18 protein-coding genes are annotated in these 15,397 nt (G+C 68.7%); 11 read left to right on the top strand and 7 right to left on the bottom strand.

Features of this window, described 5'->3' with window-relative positions; translation table 11 throughout:
* The first annotated feature begins 53 nt into the window (after window positions 1–53).
* From KCI33_RS11605 to KCI33_RS11585, 5 genes are read left to right on the top strand one after another with little or no spacing between them, the layout of a single operon-like run.
* Complete coding sequence (locus KCI33_RS11605) at window positions 54–1,769, top strand: acyl-CoA dehydrogenase (RefSeq protein WP_212524956.1); 1,716 nt, start codon at window positions 54–56, stop codon at window positions 1,767–1,769.
* Complete coding sequence (locus KCI33_RS11600) at window positions 1,769–2,809, top strand: MBL fold metallo-hydrolase (protein WP_212524994.1); 1,041 nt, start codon at window positions 1,769–1,771, stop codon at window positions 2,807–2,809. Before KCI33_RS11605 ends, KCI33_RS11600 begins: the two co-directional genes overlap by 1 nt.
* Window positions 2,806–3,264, top strand: a complete 459-nt coding sequence (locus KCI33_RS11595) for a DUF6173 family protein (protein ID WP_212524955.1) — start codon at window positions 2,806–2,808, stop codon at window positions 3,262–3,264. Before KCI33_RS11600 ends, KCI33_RS11595 begins: the two co-directional genes overlap by 4 nt.
* Before the next feature lie 57 nt (window positions 3,265–3,321).
* Window positions 3,322–3,456, top strand: coding sequence for an aa3-type cytochrome c oxidase subunit IV (locus KCI33_RS11590; protein ID WP_212524954.1), 135 nt, complete (start codon window positions 3,322–3,324; stop codon window positions 3,454–3,456).
* 49 nt (window positions 3,457–3,505) lie between these two features.
* Entirely contained in the window at window positions 3,506–4,129 is a 624-nt protein-coding gene (locus tag KCI33_RS11585; protein WP_212524953.1) for a hypothetical protein, read from the top strand.
* Here KCI33_RS11585 and KCI33_RS11580 read toward each other — a convergent pair.
* From KCI33_RS11580 to greA, 4 genes are all read right to left on the bottom strand, one after another.
* Window positions 4,114–4,443, bottom strand: a complete 330-nt coding sequence (locus KCI33_RS11580; RefSeq protein WP_212524952.1) for an AzlD domain-containing protein — start codon at window positions 4,441–4,443, stop codon at window positions 4,114–4,116. The two genes, KCI33_RS11585 and KCI33_RS11580, sit on opposite strands and share 16 nt — an antisense overlap.
* A complete protein-coding gene (locus KCI33_RS11575; RefSeq protein ID WP_212524951.1) occupies window positions 4,440–5,150 on the bottom strand; it encodes an AzlC family ABC transporter permease in 711 nt (236 codons plus the stop codon). Before KCI33_RS11575 ends, KCI33_RS11580 begins: the two co-directional genes overlap by 4 nt.
* Window positions 5,151–5,233: 83 nt before the next feature.
* Window positions 5,234–6,244, bottom strand: coding sequence for a hypothetical protein (locus KCI33_RS11570; RefSeq protein ID WP_212524950.1), 1,011 nt, complete (start codon window positions 6,242–6,244; stop codon window positions 5,234–5,236).
* A gap of 30 nt (window positions 6,245–6,274) precedes the next feature.
* Window positions 6,275–6,745 (bottom strand): transcription elongation factor GreA, encoded by a 471-nt coding sequence (gene greA, locus KCI33_RS11565; RefSeq protein WP_212524949.1) that lies wholly within the window; start codon window positions 6,743–6,745, stop codon window positions 6,275–6,277.
* Window positions 6,746–6,978: 233 nt separating this feature from the next.
* On the opposite strand from greA, the gene KCI33_RS11560 reads away from it, so the two are divergent.
* The 3 genes from KCI33_RS11560 to KCI33_RS11550 all read left to right on the top strand — a co-directional run bounded on the left by KCI33_RS11560 (window position 6,979) and on the right by KCI33_RS11550 (window position 11,268).
* Window positions 6,979–8,631, top strand: coding sequence for an electron transfer flavoprotein-ubiquinone oxidoreductase (locus KCI33_RS11560; RefSeq protein ID WP_212524948.1), 1,653 nt, complete (start codon window positions 6,979–6,981; stop codon window positions 8,629–8,631).
* A 95-nt stretch (window positions 8,632–8,726) separates the two neighbouring features.
* Entirely contained in the window at window positions 8,727–10,451 is a 1,725-nt protein-coding gene (locus KCI33_RS11555; RefSeq protein ID WP_212524947.1) for a tetratricopeptide repeat protein, read from the top strand.
* Window positions 10,441–11,268, top strand: a complete 828-nt coding sequence (locus KCI33_RS11550; RefSeq protein WP_212524946.1) for a 4-(cytidine 5'-diphospho)-2-C-methyl-D-erythritol kinase — start codon at window positions 10,441–10,443, stop codon at window positions 11,266–11,268. Before KCI33_RS11555 ends, KCI33_RS11550 begins: the two co-directional genes overlap by 11 nt.
* Here the strand turns inward: KCI33_RS11550 and KCI33_RS11545 are convergent.
* The gene (locus tag KCI33_RS11545) at window positions 11,261–12,262 is read right to left on the bottom strand and encodes a polyprenyl synthetase family protein (RefSeq protein ID WP_212524945.1); all 1,002 of its coding nucleotides are present in this window, start codon (window positions 12,260–12,262) and stop codon (window positions 11,261–11,263) included. The genes KCI33_RS11550 and KCI33_RS11545 overlap by 8 nt on opposite strands.
* Window positions 12,263–12,318: 56 nt before the next feature.
* Between KCI33_RS11545 and KCI33_RS11540 the strand changes: the two genes are divergently transcribed.
* The 3 genes from KCI33_RS11540 to KCI33_RS11530 all read left to right on the top strand — a co-directional run bounded on the left by KCI33_RS11540 (window position 12,319) and on the right by KCI33_RS11530 (window position 13,583).
* A complete protein-coding gene (locus KCI33_RS11540; protein WP_212524944.1) occupies window positions 12,319–12,537 on the top strand; it encodes a DUF2007 domain-containing protein in 219 nt (72 codons plus the stop codon).
* 3 nt (window positions 12,538–12,540) lie between these two features.
* Window positions 12,541–13,296, top strand: a complete 756-nt coding sequence (locus KCI33_RS11535; RefSeq protein WP_212524943.1) for a methyltransferase — start codon at window positions 12,541–12,543, stop codon at window positions 13,294–13,296.
* Window positions 13,297–13,415: 119 nt separating this feature from the next.
* On the top strand, window positions 13,416–13,583 hold the full coding sequence (locus KCI33_RS11530; RefSeq protein WP_212524942.1) for a DUF465 domain-containing protein: 168 nt from the start codon (window positions 13,416–13,418) through the stop codon (window positions 13,581–13,583).
* Here the strand turns inward: KCI33_RS11530 and KCI33_RS11525 are convergent.
* Both KCI33_RS11525 and phbB read right to left on the bottom strand, forming a co-directional pair.
* Window positions 13,574–14,446, bottom strand: a complete 873-nt coding sequence (locus KCI33_RS11525) for an EamA family transporter (protein WP_212524941.1) — start codon at window positions 14,444–14,446, stop codon at window positions 13,574–13,576. The two genes, KCI33_RS11530 and KCI33_RS11525, sit on opposite strands and share 10 nt — an antisense overlap.
* Window positions 14,447–14,648: 202 nt before the next feature.
* On the bottom strand, window positions 14,649–15,371 hold the full coding sequence (phbB, locus tag KCI33_RS11520; RefSeq protein ID WP_212524940.1) for an acetoacetyl-CoA reductase: 723 nt from the start codon (window positions 15,369–15,371) through the stop codon (window positions 14,649–14,651).
* Between the last annotated feature and the right edge of the window lie 26 nt (window positions 15,372–15,397).

Genomic DNA, 15,397 nt, shown 5'->3' with positions numbered 1-15,397 from the left:
AGACATACCGGCGCGCCGATGGTTTCTCAAGGCGCAAGCGAAGGGGGAGGCCGATGCCGTACCGCGCACCGACTGACGATTACAAGTTCATTTTCGACCATCTGGTGAACCTGTCCCGGCTCACGGCCACGGACCTCTATGCCGAGGCCACGCCGGATGTCGTCGACGCCATCCTGGGTGAGGCCGGCAAGCTCTGCGAAGAGGTGCTGGCGCCGCTGCAGCGCGCCGGCGACATGCAGGGCGCCGTGCTGGAGAACGGCACGGTCCGCACCACCCCCGGCTTTGGCGCGGCCTATGCCCGCATCGCCGAGGGCGGCTGGATCGGCATGTCGGCCGCGCCCGAGAACGGCGGCATGGGCCTGCCGATGGCCGTCACCACCGCGGTCAACGAGATGATGAGCGCGGCCTGCCTGTCGCTGCAGCTGAACCCGCTGATGAGCCAGGGCCAGATCGAGGCGCTGGAGCATCACGCCAGCGACGAGATCAAGGCGCTTTACCTGCCCAGGCTGATCTCGGGCGAATGGTGCGGCACCATGAACCTGACCGAGCCGCAGGCGGGCTCCGACGTCGGCGCGCTGAGCTCCAGGGCCGAGCCGAACGGTGACGGCACCTACGCGATCACCGGACAGAAGATCTTCATCAGTTGGGGCGACAACGATTTCACCGCAAATGTCTGCCACCTGGTGCTGGCGCGCCTGCCCGACGCGGCGCCGGGGACGCGGGGCATCAGCCTGTTCATGGTGCCGAAATACATCCCCGATGCCGAGGGCAACCCCGGCGTCGCCAACAGCCTGAAGGTGGTCAGCCTGGAGCACAAGATGGGCCTGCACGGCTCCCCCACCTGCGTGATGCAGTATGACCGCGCCACCGGCTGGCTGGTGGGCGAGCCGCACAAGGGCATGGCCGCGATGTTCACCATGATGAACAACGCCCGCCTCGGCGTGGGCGTGCAGGGCATCGGCGTGGCCGAGGGCGCCTATCAGCACGCGCTGGCCTATGCGCTGGAGCGCAGGCAGGGTCGCGCGCCGGTGCCGGGTGGCACCGGCACGATTCTCGACCATGCGGATGTGCGGCGGATGCTGACCACCATGAAGGCCGAAACCTTCGCGGCGCGTGCGATCGCGCTGGCCTGCGCGATGACCATCGACATCGCCCGCGCCACGGACGACGCCGACTGCGCCGCGCGCGCCGCGCTGCTGACCCCGATCGCCAAGGCCTATGGCACCGATACCGGGGTCGAGGTGGCCTCGATGGGGATGCAGGTGCATGGCGGCATGGGCTTCATAGAGGAATCGGGCGCGGCGCAATACCTGCGCGACGTGCGGGTGACGGCGATCTACGAGGGCACCAACGGCATTCAGGCGATGGATCTGGTGGGGCGCAAGATGATGGATGGCGGCGAGACCGCCTTCCGCCTGTGCGAGGAGATCGAAAAGGCCGCCAAGGCCGCCCGCGCCACGCTGCCCGATCTGGCCGAGGATGTCTGGACCGCGGCCGAGACCCTGCGCGAGGCGACCGAGCTGCTGGTGGCCCAGGACATGAATGACCGCTTTGCCGGTGCCGTGCCCTATCTGCGCGCCTTCGCCCGCGTGCTGGGCGGGCATTTCCACCTTCAGGCGGCGCTGGCCGAGGGTGGTGCGGGGCCGCGCAGCGCGCTGGCGCGGTTCTTCATCAAGCGGATGCTGCCGGAATACGCCGCGGCGCTCGCCCATGCCCGCGAGGGGGCCGAGGGGCTCTATGCCCTGTCGCCCGACGATCTGGCGGCATGATGGACGGGGCCGGCCACCTGATCCGCTACCCCTGGGCCGAGGGCCCGAAGGAGGGCGCCGCCATCGAGGTGGCCGAGGGCGTGCTGTGGCTGCGCCTGCCGCTGCCGATGCAGCTCGACCATGTCAACGTCTTCGCGCTGGATGACGGCGACGGCTGGACGGTGATCGACACCGGCTTCGATTCGCGGCGCGGCCGGGCGATCTGGCAAGAATGCCTCGACGGGCCGCTGGCGGGCAGGCCGGTGAACCGCGTGCTGGTCACCCATCACCACCCCGATCATGTCGGGCTTGCGGGCTGGTTCCAGGCCGAGCACGGGGCCGAGCTGGTGACCACCCGCACCGCCTGGCTGTTCGCGCGCATGCTGACGCTCGATGAGCAGGAGCGCCCGACGGCCGAAACGCTCGCGTTCTGGCGCGGCGCGGGCATGGCGCCCGAGATCCTCGACCAGCGGGCCAATGAACGCCCCTTCAACTTCGCCGATGTGGTGGCGCCGATGCCGCTGGGCTTCACCCGCGTCCGCGCCGGCGAGGTGCTGCGCATCGGCGGGCGCGACTGGGACGTGCGGCTGGGCGACGGCCACGCGCCCGACCACATCACGCTGTGGAGCCGCGACGACAACCTGGTGATCGGCGGCGACCAGCTGTTGCCCTCGATCTCGCCCAATCTCGGGGTCTACGCGACCGAGCCCGATGCCGATCCGGTCGCCGAATGGCTGGACAGCTGCGCCCGCCTCGCGCCGCATGCGCGCGACGACCAGTTGGTGCTGCCCGGTCACAAGCTGCCCTTCACCGGTCTGCCCGCGCGCCTGCACCAGCTGGCCGAGAATCACCACTCCGCGCTGGAGCGCCTGCTGGAACATCTGAAAGCCCCGCACACCGCCTGCGAATGTTTCGTGCCGCTGTTCAAGCGCGAGATCGGCGGCTCCCAATACGGTCACGCGCTGGTCGAGGCGGTGGCGCATCTCAACCACCTTCACCGCGCCGGCAAGATCACCCGCCGGCGGCGCGAGGACGGCGCCTGGCTGTGGGGCGCGCGATGACGGGCCGCGTCGACGATCGCGCCCCGCGCGCCCGCGCCGTGCATGCCGACCCGGCGGCGCCGGCAACGGCCGAGCAGAAACCCCTGCCCGAGGCGGTTGCGCGTCGGCCCGTGCAGCAGAAAAGCGCTGCGGAATGGGCCTATGAACGGCTGATTCTCTACATCCAGAACTTCGAGGAACATCTCGACGACGCGCATGAGGTGGCGATCGGGCTGACCTCCGGCAGCGCCGGCGTGCTGAAGATCCAGGGCGTGGGCTATTTCGAGCCGGACATCATCACATTCTACGGCACCGACGAGAGCGGCGCGCGCACCCAACTGGTGCAGCATGTCAGCCAGCTCAACGTCACGCTGCGCGCCCTGCCCAAGCCCGAGGGCGCGTCGGAGGCGACGCGCATCGGCTTCCGCCTGGCGGCCGATCTGGTGGGTGGCGCGGAGCCGTCACCAAGGCCGTGACAGCCGTTTTCAAATCGGTTATCCCAAGCGGGCACGCACAGGGAAGGGAGCCCACCGATGGCAGAGCACAAGCACGGAACCATGGATATCACGGATCAGGAAAAGACCTTCGCGGGTTTCGTCAAATTCGCGACCTGGGGCGCCGGGATCTCGATCGCGGTCCTGATCTTCATGGCGCTCGTCAACGCCTGATTCCGGGCGGGCCGCGGGCCCGCCTTTTTCTTGATGGGGACCGTGCGCGATGCGTCGCTGGATTGCCTGCCTGATCGTCCCGGCGCTGCTGGCCGGCTGCGGGGCCGAGCCCGTCTGGGCCCCGGACGAGGCGGTGACGCGCGCGGCCTATTACAACGATGAGGCGCCGCCCTCGATCACGCTGTTCACGGTGATCAACAACCGATCCGGCGAGGGGGCGCACAGCGCGCTGATGATCAACGCCAGCCAGCGGGTGATCTTCGACCCGGCCGGCACCTGGTGGCACCGCATGGCGCCCGAGCGCAATGACCTGCATTACGGCATCACGCCGACGATGCTGAAATTCTACATCGACTACCACGCGCGCGAGACCTATCACGTCGATATCCAGACGCTCGAGGTCTCGCCCGAGCAGGCCGAGGCCGCGCTGCAGCTCGCCGAGGAATACGGCGCCGTGCCCAAGGCGTTCTGCGGGCGCTCGACCAGCGACATCCTGCGCCGGTTGCCCGGCTTCGAGACGGTGCCGCGCAGCATCTTCCCCGGCTCGATCATGCGCGGCTTCGCCAAGCTCGAAGGGGTCGAGCGCCGGCAGGTCTACGACAGCGACTCCGACAACAACGGCGCCGTGCTGGACACCCAGCAGACCGTCGCGCGGGCTCAGCCCGCCAGGTAGATCCCGAGGTAAAGCGTTGCCGCGCCGCCGGCGATCGACAGGATCACGTTCTTGCTGAGCATGCCCAGCGCCAGGGTCACCGCGGCCGCCAAGATGCGCGGCAGGTCGGGCTGGCCGCCGGTGGCGGCGGGCCACAGCACCAGCGGCGCGATCAGCGCGGGCAGCACCGCCACCGGCGTATAGCGCAGGTGGCGCAGCACCCAGGGCGGCAGGCTGCGGTTGCCGATAAGACCCAGAAAGGAAAACCGGATCAGGAAGGTGCCGACGCCAAGCGCCGCGATGATGAACCAGATTTCGCCCGCGCTCTGCGTCATTTGACCCGCCTTTCCATCCAAAGCTCGACCTGCGCGCCGGTGATCATCGCGCCCAGCGCGGCGATCAGCAGGCCGCTGTTGTAGGGCAGCCCCGCCAGCGCCAGACCCAGCGCCACCGACACCCCCGCCGCCGCCACATGCGCGACCGTCCGCAGCGCCGGCGCGATCAGCGCGAGGAAGGTGATCGGCAGCGCGAAATCCAGTGCGAATTCGGGCGGGATGCTCTGCCCGACCAGGCCGCCGACCAGGGTGAAGGCGTACCACAGTGGAAAGACCGGGCTGACCACGCCGAAATAATAGGCCATCCGGGCGGAGAGGGGCATCTCGGGGTGTTTCTCGAAATAGGCGTGGCCCACGGCGTAGGACTGATCGACCAGCAGATAGGCGATCAGCGCGCGTTTCCACAGCGGCGCCGCACCCAGGTGCGGCACCAGCGAGGCCGAATACATCGCCATCCGCAGGTTCACCGCCAGCGCCGTGGCCAGAACGATCACAGTGGGGGCGTTTTCGGTCATCAGTTGCAGCGCGGCGAATTGCGAGGCGCCCGCGATCACCAGCACCGTGAAGCCCATGACCTCGGCCAGGTTCAGCCCCGCCTCGGTGCCCACCACGCCGAACAGCAGCGCGAAGGGCACGATCACCAGCACGAAGGGCGCGCCATGCCTGAGGCCCAGCCAATAGGCGGATCTTGTGCCGCTCGATGCCATCTGCCGCTCCCGGAAAACGCGTTCGCGTCAGCCATTAGGGGCTTGGCGGGCAAGATGCAATCGGTCGGAGGAACGGCGCGTGATCAGTCGAAGGCGCCGGTCACCCGGCCCAGCAGCATGAAGGCGCGCGCGGTGCGGGTCTCGGCCAGCTTGCTGAGTTCCTGGTCGCTGGCGGACGATTCGAATGCCACGAGGCTGCGGTCGAACTGGCGCAGGAAATGATGCGCGGCGTCGCGGAAGATCGGGTCCTGCCGCATGCGTCCGGCGGTCAGCGCCAGGCAGGAGCGGTCGCGCACCCCGCCCAGCGCGGCCACCGTCGGGCCGCGCTCTCCGGCGGCGAACTTGCGCCAGATCTCCGGGCGGGCGCGGTCGGGGCTCAGGTCGTCCATGTAGATGCCGTCCTGGCTGAGCAGGGTCAGCACGTCCTGCGCCGCGCGCACCAGCTTGGCCGCGCTGCGGTCCTCCAGCGCGCGGCGCAGGGCGCGGAAGCCCTCCCGGTCCTCGGCGGTCTCGGGAAAGTTCAGCGCGCGGATGAAATCGGCCGCCGAGATCGGCGGCGCGATCTCCTCGGCGGTGGTGCCCAGCGCCAGCGAGGGCTGGGCGTCGTCGGCCCCGGGCGCGGTCGGCCTGACGCGCGGCGGATGCTCGCGGTCGCGGCTGGTGGCGAAGGTGGCGATGGCGCTTTCGGCCTGTTTCTGGGCCGCGGCGATCTCGTCGAGCTTCCTTTCGACCGAGGGTTTCACCCCCGAGCCGGCGCCCTGCTGCTGCTGGATATAGGCATGGCGCATGGCGTCGATCGCGGCCTGCAGCCGCGCCGATTCCTCGCGCATGATGCGCGCGCTCTTGGCCGCCGAGGCGGCGACCCAGATCAGCGCCACGGGCATCGCCACCGCAAGCAGCGTCATGACGAAGCCCGTGGGATCGGCCCCGCCCTCGGCGCCGCCGGGCGCCAGAACGAGGAACAGCCCCGCCCCGCCCAGCCAGAGCACGCTCAGCACGATGGCGACGACCTCCGCCGCGCCCAGGCCGCGCGCGCCCTGGGTCTTGCCGAAGATCCCAAGGTCGATCGGCTGCTGTGGCTGCTTGTCACCCATCCGCCCCGGTCCCCGGTTGCGTTTCCCGGCTCAGACGTATTTCACGCTGAGCACTTCGTAGCTCTTGCCGCCGCCGGGCGTTGCCACCTCGACGCTGTCGCCTTCTTCCTTGCCGATCAGGGCGCGCGCCAGCGGCGACTTGATGTTCAGCAGGCCCTTTTCGATATCGGCCTCGGCCTCGCCCACGATCTGGTAGGTCTTTTCCTCGTCGGTGTCCTCGTCGACCAGTTCGACCGTGGCGCCGAACTTGATCGAGCCGGACAGTTTCGTCGGGTCGATCACCTCGGCCAGCGACAGCAGGCTCTCCAGTTCCTTGATCCGGCCCTCGATGAAGCTCTGCTTCTCGCGGGCGGCGTGGTATTCGGCGTTTTCCGACAGGTCGCCATGTTCGCGGGCCTCGGCGATGGCCCGGATGACGGCCGGTCGCTCGACGGATTTCAGCTGCTTCAACTCTGCATCAAGCGCGGCATGGCCCGCGCGGGTCATCGGTATCTTTTCCATCTCTCTCATCGGACGGTTGGGTGCGGCGCGCGCGAAAATCGGCGTGCCGCCGGTGAATGGATTGCCATACCTGAACCGAGGGGGCGGCCAATTGCAAGGGAAACAGCGCCAAATGCTGCAATGCGACATGATGGTGTTGGGTTACAATTGACGCGGCCAAGCCCTGTCAGATAACGCTTTTCGGGATGTTCAACGGAGGAAAGCGCCGCGGCGGCGCGAAGAGGGGATCGCAGATGGCCGAGATCGAACGGGAATCGATGGAATATGACGTGGTGATCGTGGGCGCGGGGCCCGCGGGGCTGTCGGCCGCGATCCGCCTGAAGCAGCTCGACCCCGATCTGGGCGTGGTGGTGCTGGAAAAAGGCTCCGAGGTGGGCGCGCATATCCTGTCGGGCGCGGTGCTGGACCCGATCGGTCTGAACGCGCTGATCCCCGACTGGAAGGAAAAGGGCGCGCCGCTGAACGCCCCGGTCAGGGAGGACAATTTCTACATCCTCGGCGAGGGCGGGCAGATGCGCATCCCGAACTGGCCGATGCCTCCCTTGATGAACAACCACGGCAACTACATCGTCTCGATGGGCAATGTCTGCCGCTGGATGGCCGAGCAGGCCGAGGGCCTGGGCGTCGAGATCTTCCCCGGCATGGCCTGTTCCGAGCTGGTCTATGGCGAGAATGGCGAGGTCAAGGGCGTGGTCGCGGGCGAGTTCGGCAAGAACCCCGACGGCACCCCCGGCCCGGCCTACGAGCCGGGGATGGAGCTGCACGGGAAATATGTGCTGCTGGGCGAGGGCGTGCGCGGCTCGTTGTCCAAGGAGGTGATGGCGAAATACGAGCTGTCCAAGGGCCATTGCCCGCAGAAATTCGGCCTCGGGATGAAAGAGATCTGGGAGATCGATCCGGAAAAGCACCGCGAGGGCAGCGTCACCCACACCATGGGCTGGCCGCTGGGCGGCAACGCCGGCGGCGGTTCGTTCATCTATCACCTGGAGAACAACCAGGTCTATGTGGGCTTCGTGGTGCACCTGAACTACGAGAACCCCTATCTCTTCCCCTACATGGAATTCCAGCGGTTCAAGCACCACCCGATGGTGGCCGAACTGCTGAAGGGCGGCAAGCGCGTGGCCTATGGCGCCCGCGCGATTTCCGAGGGCGGCTGGCAGTCGGTGCCGAAGATGGTGTTCCCTGGCGGCGCGCTGCTGGGCTGTTCCGCCGGACTGCTGAACGTGCCGCGCATCAAGGGCAATCACAACGCCATGCTCTCGGGCAAGGCTGCGGCCGAGGCGGCCCATGAAGCGCTCAAGTCCGGCCGCGCGGGCGACGAGCTGACGGCCTATGAGGATGCGGTCCGCAAGGGTGCGATCGGCAAGGACCTCAAGCGGGTCCGCAACGTCAAGCCGCTTTGGTCCAGGCTCGGCATGGCCGCCAGCCTGGCGCTGGGGGGCTTCGACATGTGGGTGGCCAATCTCACCGGCTGGAACCCTCTGGGCACGCTGCGCCACGGCAAATCGGATGCGGCGGCCACCGGCGAGGCGGCGAAGTTCCAGCCGATCGACTATCCCAAGCCCGACGGCAAGCTCAGCTTCGACCGGCTGACCAATGTCAGCTTCTCGATGACCAACCACGAGGAAAGTCAGCCCTGCCACCTGCAGCTCAAGGATCCCTCGGTCCCGATCAGGGTGAACCTGCCGAAATACGCCGAGCCCGCGCAGCGCTACTGCCCGGCCGGCGTCTACGAGGTGGTCGAGGAAGAGGGCAAGGAGCCGCGCTTCGTCATCAACTTCCAGAACTGCGTGCACTGCAAGACCTGCGACATCAAGGACCCCAGCCAGAACATCAACTGGGTTACGCCGCAGGGCGGAGACGGGCCGAATTATCCCAACATGTAACGGCTGCGTGCGGCGGGGCGGCGAATGCACCGCCCCGCATTGCCACCGGGCGCCGGCGGGGCTAGGTTTCGCCCAGGTCTAGTCGGAGAGTGCCCTTGTCCCTTTTCCCCATCCGCCTGACGGCTTTCGCCGCCTGTATCGCGGCCGCCGCCGGTTTCGCCGCGCCTGTGCAGGCCCAGAACGGCCTGGCCGGGGCCTATCTCGCCGCGCGTCACGCCAGCGAGGAGAACGACTACAAGGCCGCGGCGGCCTATTACAGCCAGGCACTGGCGCGCGATCCCTCCAATCCCGGACTGCTGGAAAACGCGGTTCTGGCCTTCATCGGGCTGGGGCAGGTCAACGGCGCGGTGCCGATCGCGCGGCGCCTGCAATCGGCTGGATTCGACAGCCAGGCCGCGAACCTGGTGCTGCTGGCCGACCAGTTCAAGCGCGGCGCCTATGAGCAGGCGCTCGAGGATATCGAGGCCGGGCGGTCCGTCGGGCCGCTGGTGGACGGGCTGGCGCGCGCCTGGAGCCATCTCGGCGCCGGTCGCATGGCGCAGGCGCTCGACGCCTTCGACGCCGCCGCCGAGGAGACCGGGCTGGCGGTGTTCGGCATGTATCACAAGGCGCTGGCGCTCTCCCTGGTCGGCGATTTCGAGGGGGCCGAGGCGCTGTTCGCCAGCGCGGAGGGGCAGACGCTGCACTCGACCCGGCGCGGCGTCCTCGCCCATGTTGAGATCCTCAGCCAGCTGGAGCGCAACGCCGAGGCCGTGGCGCTGCTGGACGAGGTGTTCGGGCCGGAGCCCGATCCCGGCGTTGCGCAGCTGCGCGCTGAACTGGAAAAGGGCGAGATGCTGCCCTTCAACATCGTCAATTCAGCGCAGGACGGCGCGGCGGAGGTGTTCTTCACCGTGGCCGGCGCGCTGGAGGGCGAGGCGGTCGACGCCTACACGCTGCTCTATTCCCGCACCGCCGAGTTTCTCCGCCCCGACCATGTTGATGCGATGCTGCTGACCGCCTCGCTGCTGGAGGCGCAGGGGCGCTACGACCTCGCCACCGAGGCCTATCTGCGCGTGCCCGCCGACGATCCGGCCTTCTACGCGGCCGAGCTGGGCCGCGCCGACACGCTGGAGCGCGACGGCCGGTCCGAGGCCGCGATCGAGGTTCTGACCCAGCTGTCCAAGAGCCACGCACGCGTGCCCGTTGTGCATGTCTCCATGGGCGACATGCTGCGCCGGCTGAAACGCTATGACGAGGCTCGGCAGGCCTATGACCGCGCCATCGCCCTGTTCGATGAGCCGCAGCGCCCGCAATGGATCGTCTATTACGCCCGTGGCATCGCCCATGAGCGGCTGGACATGTGGCCCGAGGCCGAGGCCGATTTCCGCAGGGCGCTTGAGCTGGAACCCGACCAGCCGCGCGTGCTGAACTACCTCGGTTATTCCTATGTCGAGAAGCAAACCAACCTCGACGAGGCGCTGGACATGATCGAGCGCGCGGTCGCCGCGCGCCCCGACGACGGCTACATCACCGACTCGCTGGGCTGGGTGCTGTTCCGCCTCGGCCGCTACGAGGAGGCCGTGCCCTACATGGAGCGCGCGACCGAGCTGATGCCGATCGACCCGGTGGTCAACGATCACCTCGGCGACGTGCTCTGGGCCGTGGGCCGCAGGCTGGAGGCCGAGTTCCAGTGGCGCCGCGCGCTGTCCTTCATCGACCCCGACGAGCCGAGCGAGGATGTCGATCCCGCCCGCATCCGGCGCAAGCTGGAACTGGGGCTCGACAAGGTGCTGGAGGAGGAGGGCGCCGCGCCGCTGAAGGTGGTCAATGGCAATTGAGGCCCGCGCGCCGGCCAAGGTCAACCTGACGCTGCATGTCACCGGCCAGCGGGTCGACGGCTATCACCTGCTCGACAGCCTCGTGCTGTTCGCCGACCTCGGCGACCGGCTGCGGGTGGAGCGGGGGCCGGGGCTGCGCCTGACGGTGGCGGGGCCGCTGGCCGCCGGGGTGCCAACGGACGACAGCAATTCGATCCTTCGCGCGGCCCGGCTTCTCGGCGCTGAGGACCTGCATTTCACGCTGACCAAGGTGCTGCCCACGGCCGCGGGCATCGGTGGGGGCACTTCGGACGCGGCTGCTGCCCTGCGCGCGGTGGCAGAGCTGAGCGGGCTGGACCTGCCCGAGGACGTCTCGCCGCTCGGCGCCGATGTTCCGGTCTGCCTGCTGGCCCGCGCCGCAAGGATGGAGGGGATCGGGGAAAAGGTGACCCCGGTCGGCGGCCTGCCCGCGCTTTTCGCCGTTCTGGCCAATCCGGGCGCGGCGGTCTCCACCCCCGCGGTGTTCAGGCGCCTTGCCAGCAAGACCAACCCGCCGATGCCCGAAACCCTGCCGGAGTTTGCCACCGCCCGCGATCTGGCCGCGTGGCTCGCCACCCAGCGCAACGACCTCCAGGCCCCGGCCATCGCCGAACAGCCCGTGATCGCCGAGGTGCTGAAGGATCTTTCCGCGTTGCCGGGCCAGTTGCTCTCCCGCATGTCGGGCTCTGGCGCCACCTGTTTCGCGCTGTTCGAGACCTGCGCCGCGGCCGAGGCCGCCGCGCAGGCGCTGCACCGGGATCGTCCGGGTTGGTGGGTGGTGCCCTGCGCGCTCAGTTGACGCGGGCGACCACGTAATCGGCCAGATCCAGCAGCATCTGGCGCACCGGCGCGTCGGGCAGGACCTCCAGCGCTCCCTTGGCCTTCTCCGCCCAGCCCAGAGCCTCGGCGCGGGTGTCCTCCAGCGCGTTGTGGCGGTCGAGCAGCGCCAGCGCGTGCTCCAGGTCGCCTTCTTCCTGCTTGCCCTTCTCGATGGTGCGCGTCCAGAAGGCGCGCTCCTCGCTGTCGGCCTTGGCCACCGCCTTGATCACCGGCAGGGTCAGCTTGCGCTCGCGGAAATCGTCGCCGACGTTCTTGCCGGTGGCCTTGGCGTCGCCGGCGTAATCCAGCAGGTCGTCCACGATCTGGAAGCTGATCCCCAGCGCGTCGCCATAGGTGTGAAGCGCCTTGACCTGCGCCTCCGGCGCGCCGGCGATCACGCCGCCGACCTCGGTCGCGGCCGAGAACAGCGCCGCCGTCTTGCCGCGCACGACCTTCAGGTAGATGCCCTCGTCGGTCCGCAGATCCTGCGCCGCGGTCAGCTGCAGAACCTCGCCCTCGGCGATGGTGGCCGAGGCATTGGCGAGGATGTCCAGCACCCGCAGGCTGCCGGTCTCCACCATCAGCTGGAAGGAGCGCGCGAACAGGTAGTCGCCCACCAGAACGCTCGACTTGTTGTCCCACAGAAGGTTCGCCGTGGGCCGGCCGCGGCGCTGGCCGCTTTCGTCCACCACGTCGTCATGCAGCAGCGTGGCGGTGTGGATGAACTCCACCGTCGCGGCCAGATGGATGTGATAGGGCCCCTCGTAGCCGCAGAGCCGCGCCGCCGCCAGCGTCAGCATCGGGCGCAGGCGCTTGCCGCCGGCCTCGATCAGATGCGCCGAAACCTCGGGGATGCGCGGCGCGTGCTCGCTGGCCATGCGCGCGCGGATCAGCGCGTTGACGGCCTCCATCTCGGGGGCGAGCAGGGTGCTCAGGCGCTCATGCGGTTTGGTTGCGGCGGTATCCAGGCTCATCACGCTCTCGTCACTCGGCTCGACAAGCGGGGCGGCTTGCCCTTATCTCACTGATCATGAAAGAGCTTATTCGCACCAACGATCCGACGCTTACGGCCTTCGTCTCGGCGCTCCTTCAGGGCGAGGAGATAGACTGCTTTGAAATGGATGTCTACATGAGCGTCCTCGAAGGCTCCATCGGGGTCCTGCCGCGCAGGATCATGGTGCGCGACACGGATCTGTTCCGCGCCCGCGCCATCCTGCGCGACAACGACATCTCCTTGCCGGAGCGCTGAGCGGTGGACGACTTGACACGCGATTTCTTTCTCGGCGGCGATCTGGCGCTGTGGCAGCCGCGGCAGGGCTTCCGCGCCGGGGTGGACGCGGTGTTCCTTGCCGCCGCCGTGCCCGCGCGCCCCGGCGACAGCGTGCTGGAACTGGGCTGCGGCGTCGGCACGGCCAGCCTGTGCCTCGGCAAGCGTGTGGAGGGGTTGAGCCTGACGGGCGTCGAGATCCAGCCCGCCTATGCCGCGCTCGCCCGCCGCAATGCTGCGGAAAACGGCGTGGCGCTCGAGGTGGTCGAGGGCGATCTCGCACAGCTTCCGCCCCAGGTGAAGCAGCGCCACTTCACCCATGTCATCGCCAACCCGCCCTATTTCCGCCGCGACCGCAGCCTCGCCGCGCAGGACACCGGCCGAGAGACCGCGCTCGGCGAGGCGACGCCGCTTTCGCGCTGGATCGACACCGCCGCGCGGCGGCTGGCGCATCGCGGGCGGCTGACCATGATTCAGCGCGCCGAGCGCGTGCCCGAGATGCTGTCCGCGCTCGACGGCCGGCTCGGCTCGGTCGAATTGCTGCCGCTCGCCCCCCGGGCCGGGCGCCGCGCCAAGCTGGTGCTGCTGCGCGCGGTCAAGGGCGGGCGCGCGCCCTTCGCGCTGCTGCCGCCCGTGGTGCTGCACGAGGGGGCGGAACACGGCTCCGACGCCGAGGATTACCGCCCCGACATCGCCGCCGTCCTGCGCGGGGGGGCGGGTTTTCCCTGGCCCGGAGCGTGAGGCGCCAGCGGCGGACCCTGCGGCGAAAATGCGCCGCATCCGTTCCTTCGATCGCGTGACACGACTCGCGTTCTGTGCTCGACTGTAACAGTTACATGTCACATCAGAGGAGGACGGCCATGACCATGAGTTCGCATATCCAGGAACTCCGCAGGAAACACCAAACCCTCTCGGAACGCGTGGAAGAGGCGCAGCGCGCCCCCGGAACCGATGATCTCGTGATTGCCGACCTCAAGAAACAGAAATTGCGCCTCAAGGAAGAGATCGAGCGTCTGTCTCAGTCCTGAGCCCGGCCTGCGCTGGCCCGGGCGGCCAGCGCAGCGCCCCCCGTGATCAGCGCCGCCGCCGCGCCCAGCGTGGCCGTCAGGGGTGCGATCCCCGCCAGCACCAGAACCAGCGTCGACAGCAGCGGCGCCGCGTAGGAGGCGACGCCGAGCAGTTGGATGTCGCCGCGCTTCACCCCGATATCCCACACATAGAAGGCCAGCCCAACCGGCCCCAGCCCCAGCGCCAGGCCGGACAGCCAGCCCAGCGCCGTGGCGGGCCAGACGGTTTCCTCCAGCGCCAGGTGCAGCGGCAGCGACAGCACCGCCGTGGCCAGGCAGAACACGGCCACGCTGGCCGTCGGCACCGCGCCCAGCCGGCGCGAGAGCACCGAATAGCCCGCCCAGGTCAGCGCGCAGAGAAAGGCCAGCCCGTAGCCCGGCAGGGCGCCGGGCTGGAAGCTGGCCCGCCCGTTCAGCACGATCAGCGCCGCGCCGGCAAACCCGATGAGCCCGCCGAGCACATGGCCCGGGCGCAGCCTCTCGCCCGGCAACAGCCCCGAGAGCAGCACGATCAGCAGCGGCCAGAGATAGGCGATCAGCCCCGCCTCGGCCGCCGGCGCCAGCCGCAGGGCGGAAAAATAGAGCGCGTGATAGCCGAACAGCCCCGCCGTGCCGAAGGCGTAGGTCTTCCAGCCGATGCCGAGCAGCGCGCGCGCCGCGCCCGTGCGCGCCGTCCAGACCAGCCCGATCGCGCCGCCGATGGCAAAGCAGATCGCGTTGAGCTGCAGGGGCGGCACCGGGGCCGTGCCCACGGTGAACAGCGCCAGCAGCGCCCAGAGCAGAACGGCGGAAAATCCGATGGCGGTGGCGCGGGTCTTGGTCATGGATGATCCATAGACGCCCCCGCGCGCCAAGGCCAGAACGCGGCGTTGGCCGATGCTGCGGGATTTGAGTATTTTTGCCAAGAAGAAGGGGAAGGACACCTGTCTTCTTCTGGGCGCAAATACTCCCCCGCCGGAGGCGGCCCGCGTCAGAGGGCAAGAAGAGGCCGGCCACGCGGGCCGGCCTGGGACGCGGGGCGCGGCCTCAGACGAAGAACTGCGCGCCGTTGGCCGTGATGGTCGAGCCGTTGATGAACTCGGCCTCGTCGGCGGCCAGGAAGACCACGCAGCGGGCGATTTCCTCGGGCTCGCCCAGGCGGCCGGCCGGGATCTGCGCGATGATGGAATCGCGCACCTTTTCCGGCACCGCCATCACCATCTCGGTGGCGATGTAGCCGGGGCAGATCGCGTTTGCGGTGATGCCGAAGCGGGCGCCTTCCTGCGCCAGAGACTTGGTGATGCCCAGGTCGCCGGCCTTGGACGCGGCATAGTTCACCTGGCCGAACTGGCCCTTCTGGCCGTTGATCGAGGAGATGGTGATCACCCGGCCGAACTTGCGCTCGCGCATGCCGGGCCAGATCGGGTGGGTCATGTTGAACACGCCGCTGAGATTGGTGCTGATGACCTCGTTCCACTGGTCGCGGGTCATCTTGTGGAACGGCGCGTCGCGGGTGATGCCCGCGTTGTTGACCAGAATGTCGATGGCGCCGAGATCAGCCTCGACCCGCGCCGCGCCGTCCTTGCAGGCGTCGTAATCGGCGACCGACCACTTGTAGGTGGGAATGCCGGTTTCCTCGGTGAATTTCGCAGCGGCCGCATCGTTGCCGGCATAGTTGGCGGCCACAGAGTAGCCGGCCTCTTTCAGGGCGATGCTGATGGCGGCGCCGATGCCGCGGGTTCCGCCGGTGACGAGTGCAACTCTTGCCATGATGATTCCTCCGAGGACAATGATCG

This window comes from Actibacterium sp. MT2.3-13A (genome assembly GCF_018139985.1).
In the GTDB taxonomy this organism is placed as follows: Bacteria; Pseudomonadota; Alphaproteobacteria; order Rhodobacterales; family Rhodobacteraceae; genus JAGSOU01.
This window is presented reverse-complemented; position numbering and strand designations above follow the sequence as displayed.

Excerpts from the sequence above, each read along its gene's own strand:
- KCI33_RS11540 (WP_212524944.1), top strand. The coding sequence starts at position 12,319 with ATGAAAGAGCTTATTCGCACCAACGATCCGACGCTTACGGCCTTCGTC.
- greA (WP_212524949.1), bottom strand. The coding sequence starts at position 6,745 with ATGGAAAAGATACCGATGACCCGCGCGGGCCATGCCGCGCTTGATGCA.
- KCI33_RS11600 (WP_212524994.1), top strand. The coding sequence starts at position 1,769 with ATGGACGGGGCCGGCCACCTGATCCGCTACCCCTGGGCCGAGGGCCCG.
- KCI33_RS11585 (WP_212524953.1), top strand. The coding sequence starts at position 3,506 with ATGCGTCGCTGGATTGCCTGCCTGATCGTCCCGGCGCTGCTGGCCGGC.
- KCI33_RS11575 (WP_212524951.1), bottom strand. The coding sequence starts at position 5,150 with ATGGCATCGAGCGGCACAAGATCCGCCTATTGGCTGGGCCTCAGGCAT.
- KCI33_RS11530 (WP_212524942.1), top strand. The coding sequence starts at position 13,416 with ATGACCATGAGTTCGCATATCCAGGAACTCCGCAGGAAACACCAAACC.
- KCI33_RS11605 (WP_212524956.1), top strand. The coding sequence starts at position 54 with ATGCCGTACCGCGCACCGACTGACGATTACAAGTTCATTTTCGACCAT.
- KCI33_RS11580 (WP_212524952.1), bottom strand. The coding sequence starts at position 4,443 with ATGACGCAGAGCGCGGGCGAAATCTGGTTCATCATCGCGGCGCTTGGC.
- phbB (WP_212524940.1), bottom strand. The coding sequence starts at position 15,371 with ATGGCAAGAGTTGCACTCGTCACCGGCGGAACCCGCGGCATCGGCGCC.
- KCI33_RS11570 (WP_212524950.1), bottom strand. The coding sequence starts at position 6,244 with ATGGGTGACAAGCAGCCACAGCAGCCGATCGACCTTGGGATCTTCGGC.
- KCI33_RS11595 (WP_212524955.1), top strand. The coding sequence starts at position 2,806 with ATGACGGGCCGCGTCGACGATCGCGCCCCGCGCGCCCGCGCCGTGCAT.
- KCI33_RS11590 (WP_212524954.1), top strand. The coding sequence starts at position 3,322 with ATGGCAGAGCACAAGCACGGAACCATGGATATCACGGATCAGGAAAAG.
- KCI33_RS11560 (WP_212524948.1), top strand. The coding sequence starts at position 6,979 with ATGGCCGAGATCGAACGGGAATCGATGGAATATGACGTGGTGATCGTG.
- KCI33_RS11550 (WP_212524946.1), top strand. The coding sequence starts at position 10,441 with ATGGCAATTGAGGCCCGCGCGCCGGCCAAGGTCAACCTGACGCTGCAT.
- KCI33_RS11545 (WP_212524945.1), bottom strand. The coding sequence starts at position 12,262 with ATGAGCCTGGATACCGCCGCAACCAAACCGCATGAGCGCCTGAGCACC.
- KCI33_RS11525 (WP_212524941.1), bottom strand. The coding sequence starts at position 14,446 with ATGACCAAGACCCGCGCCACCGCCATCGGATTTTCCGCCGTTCTGCTC.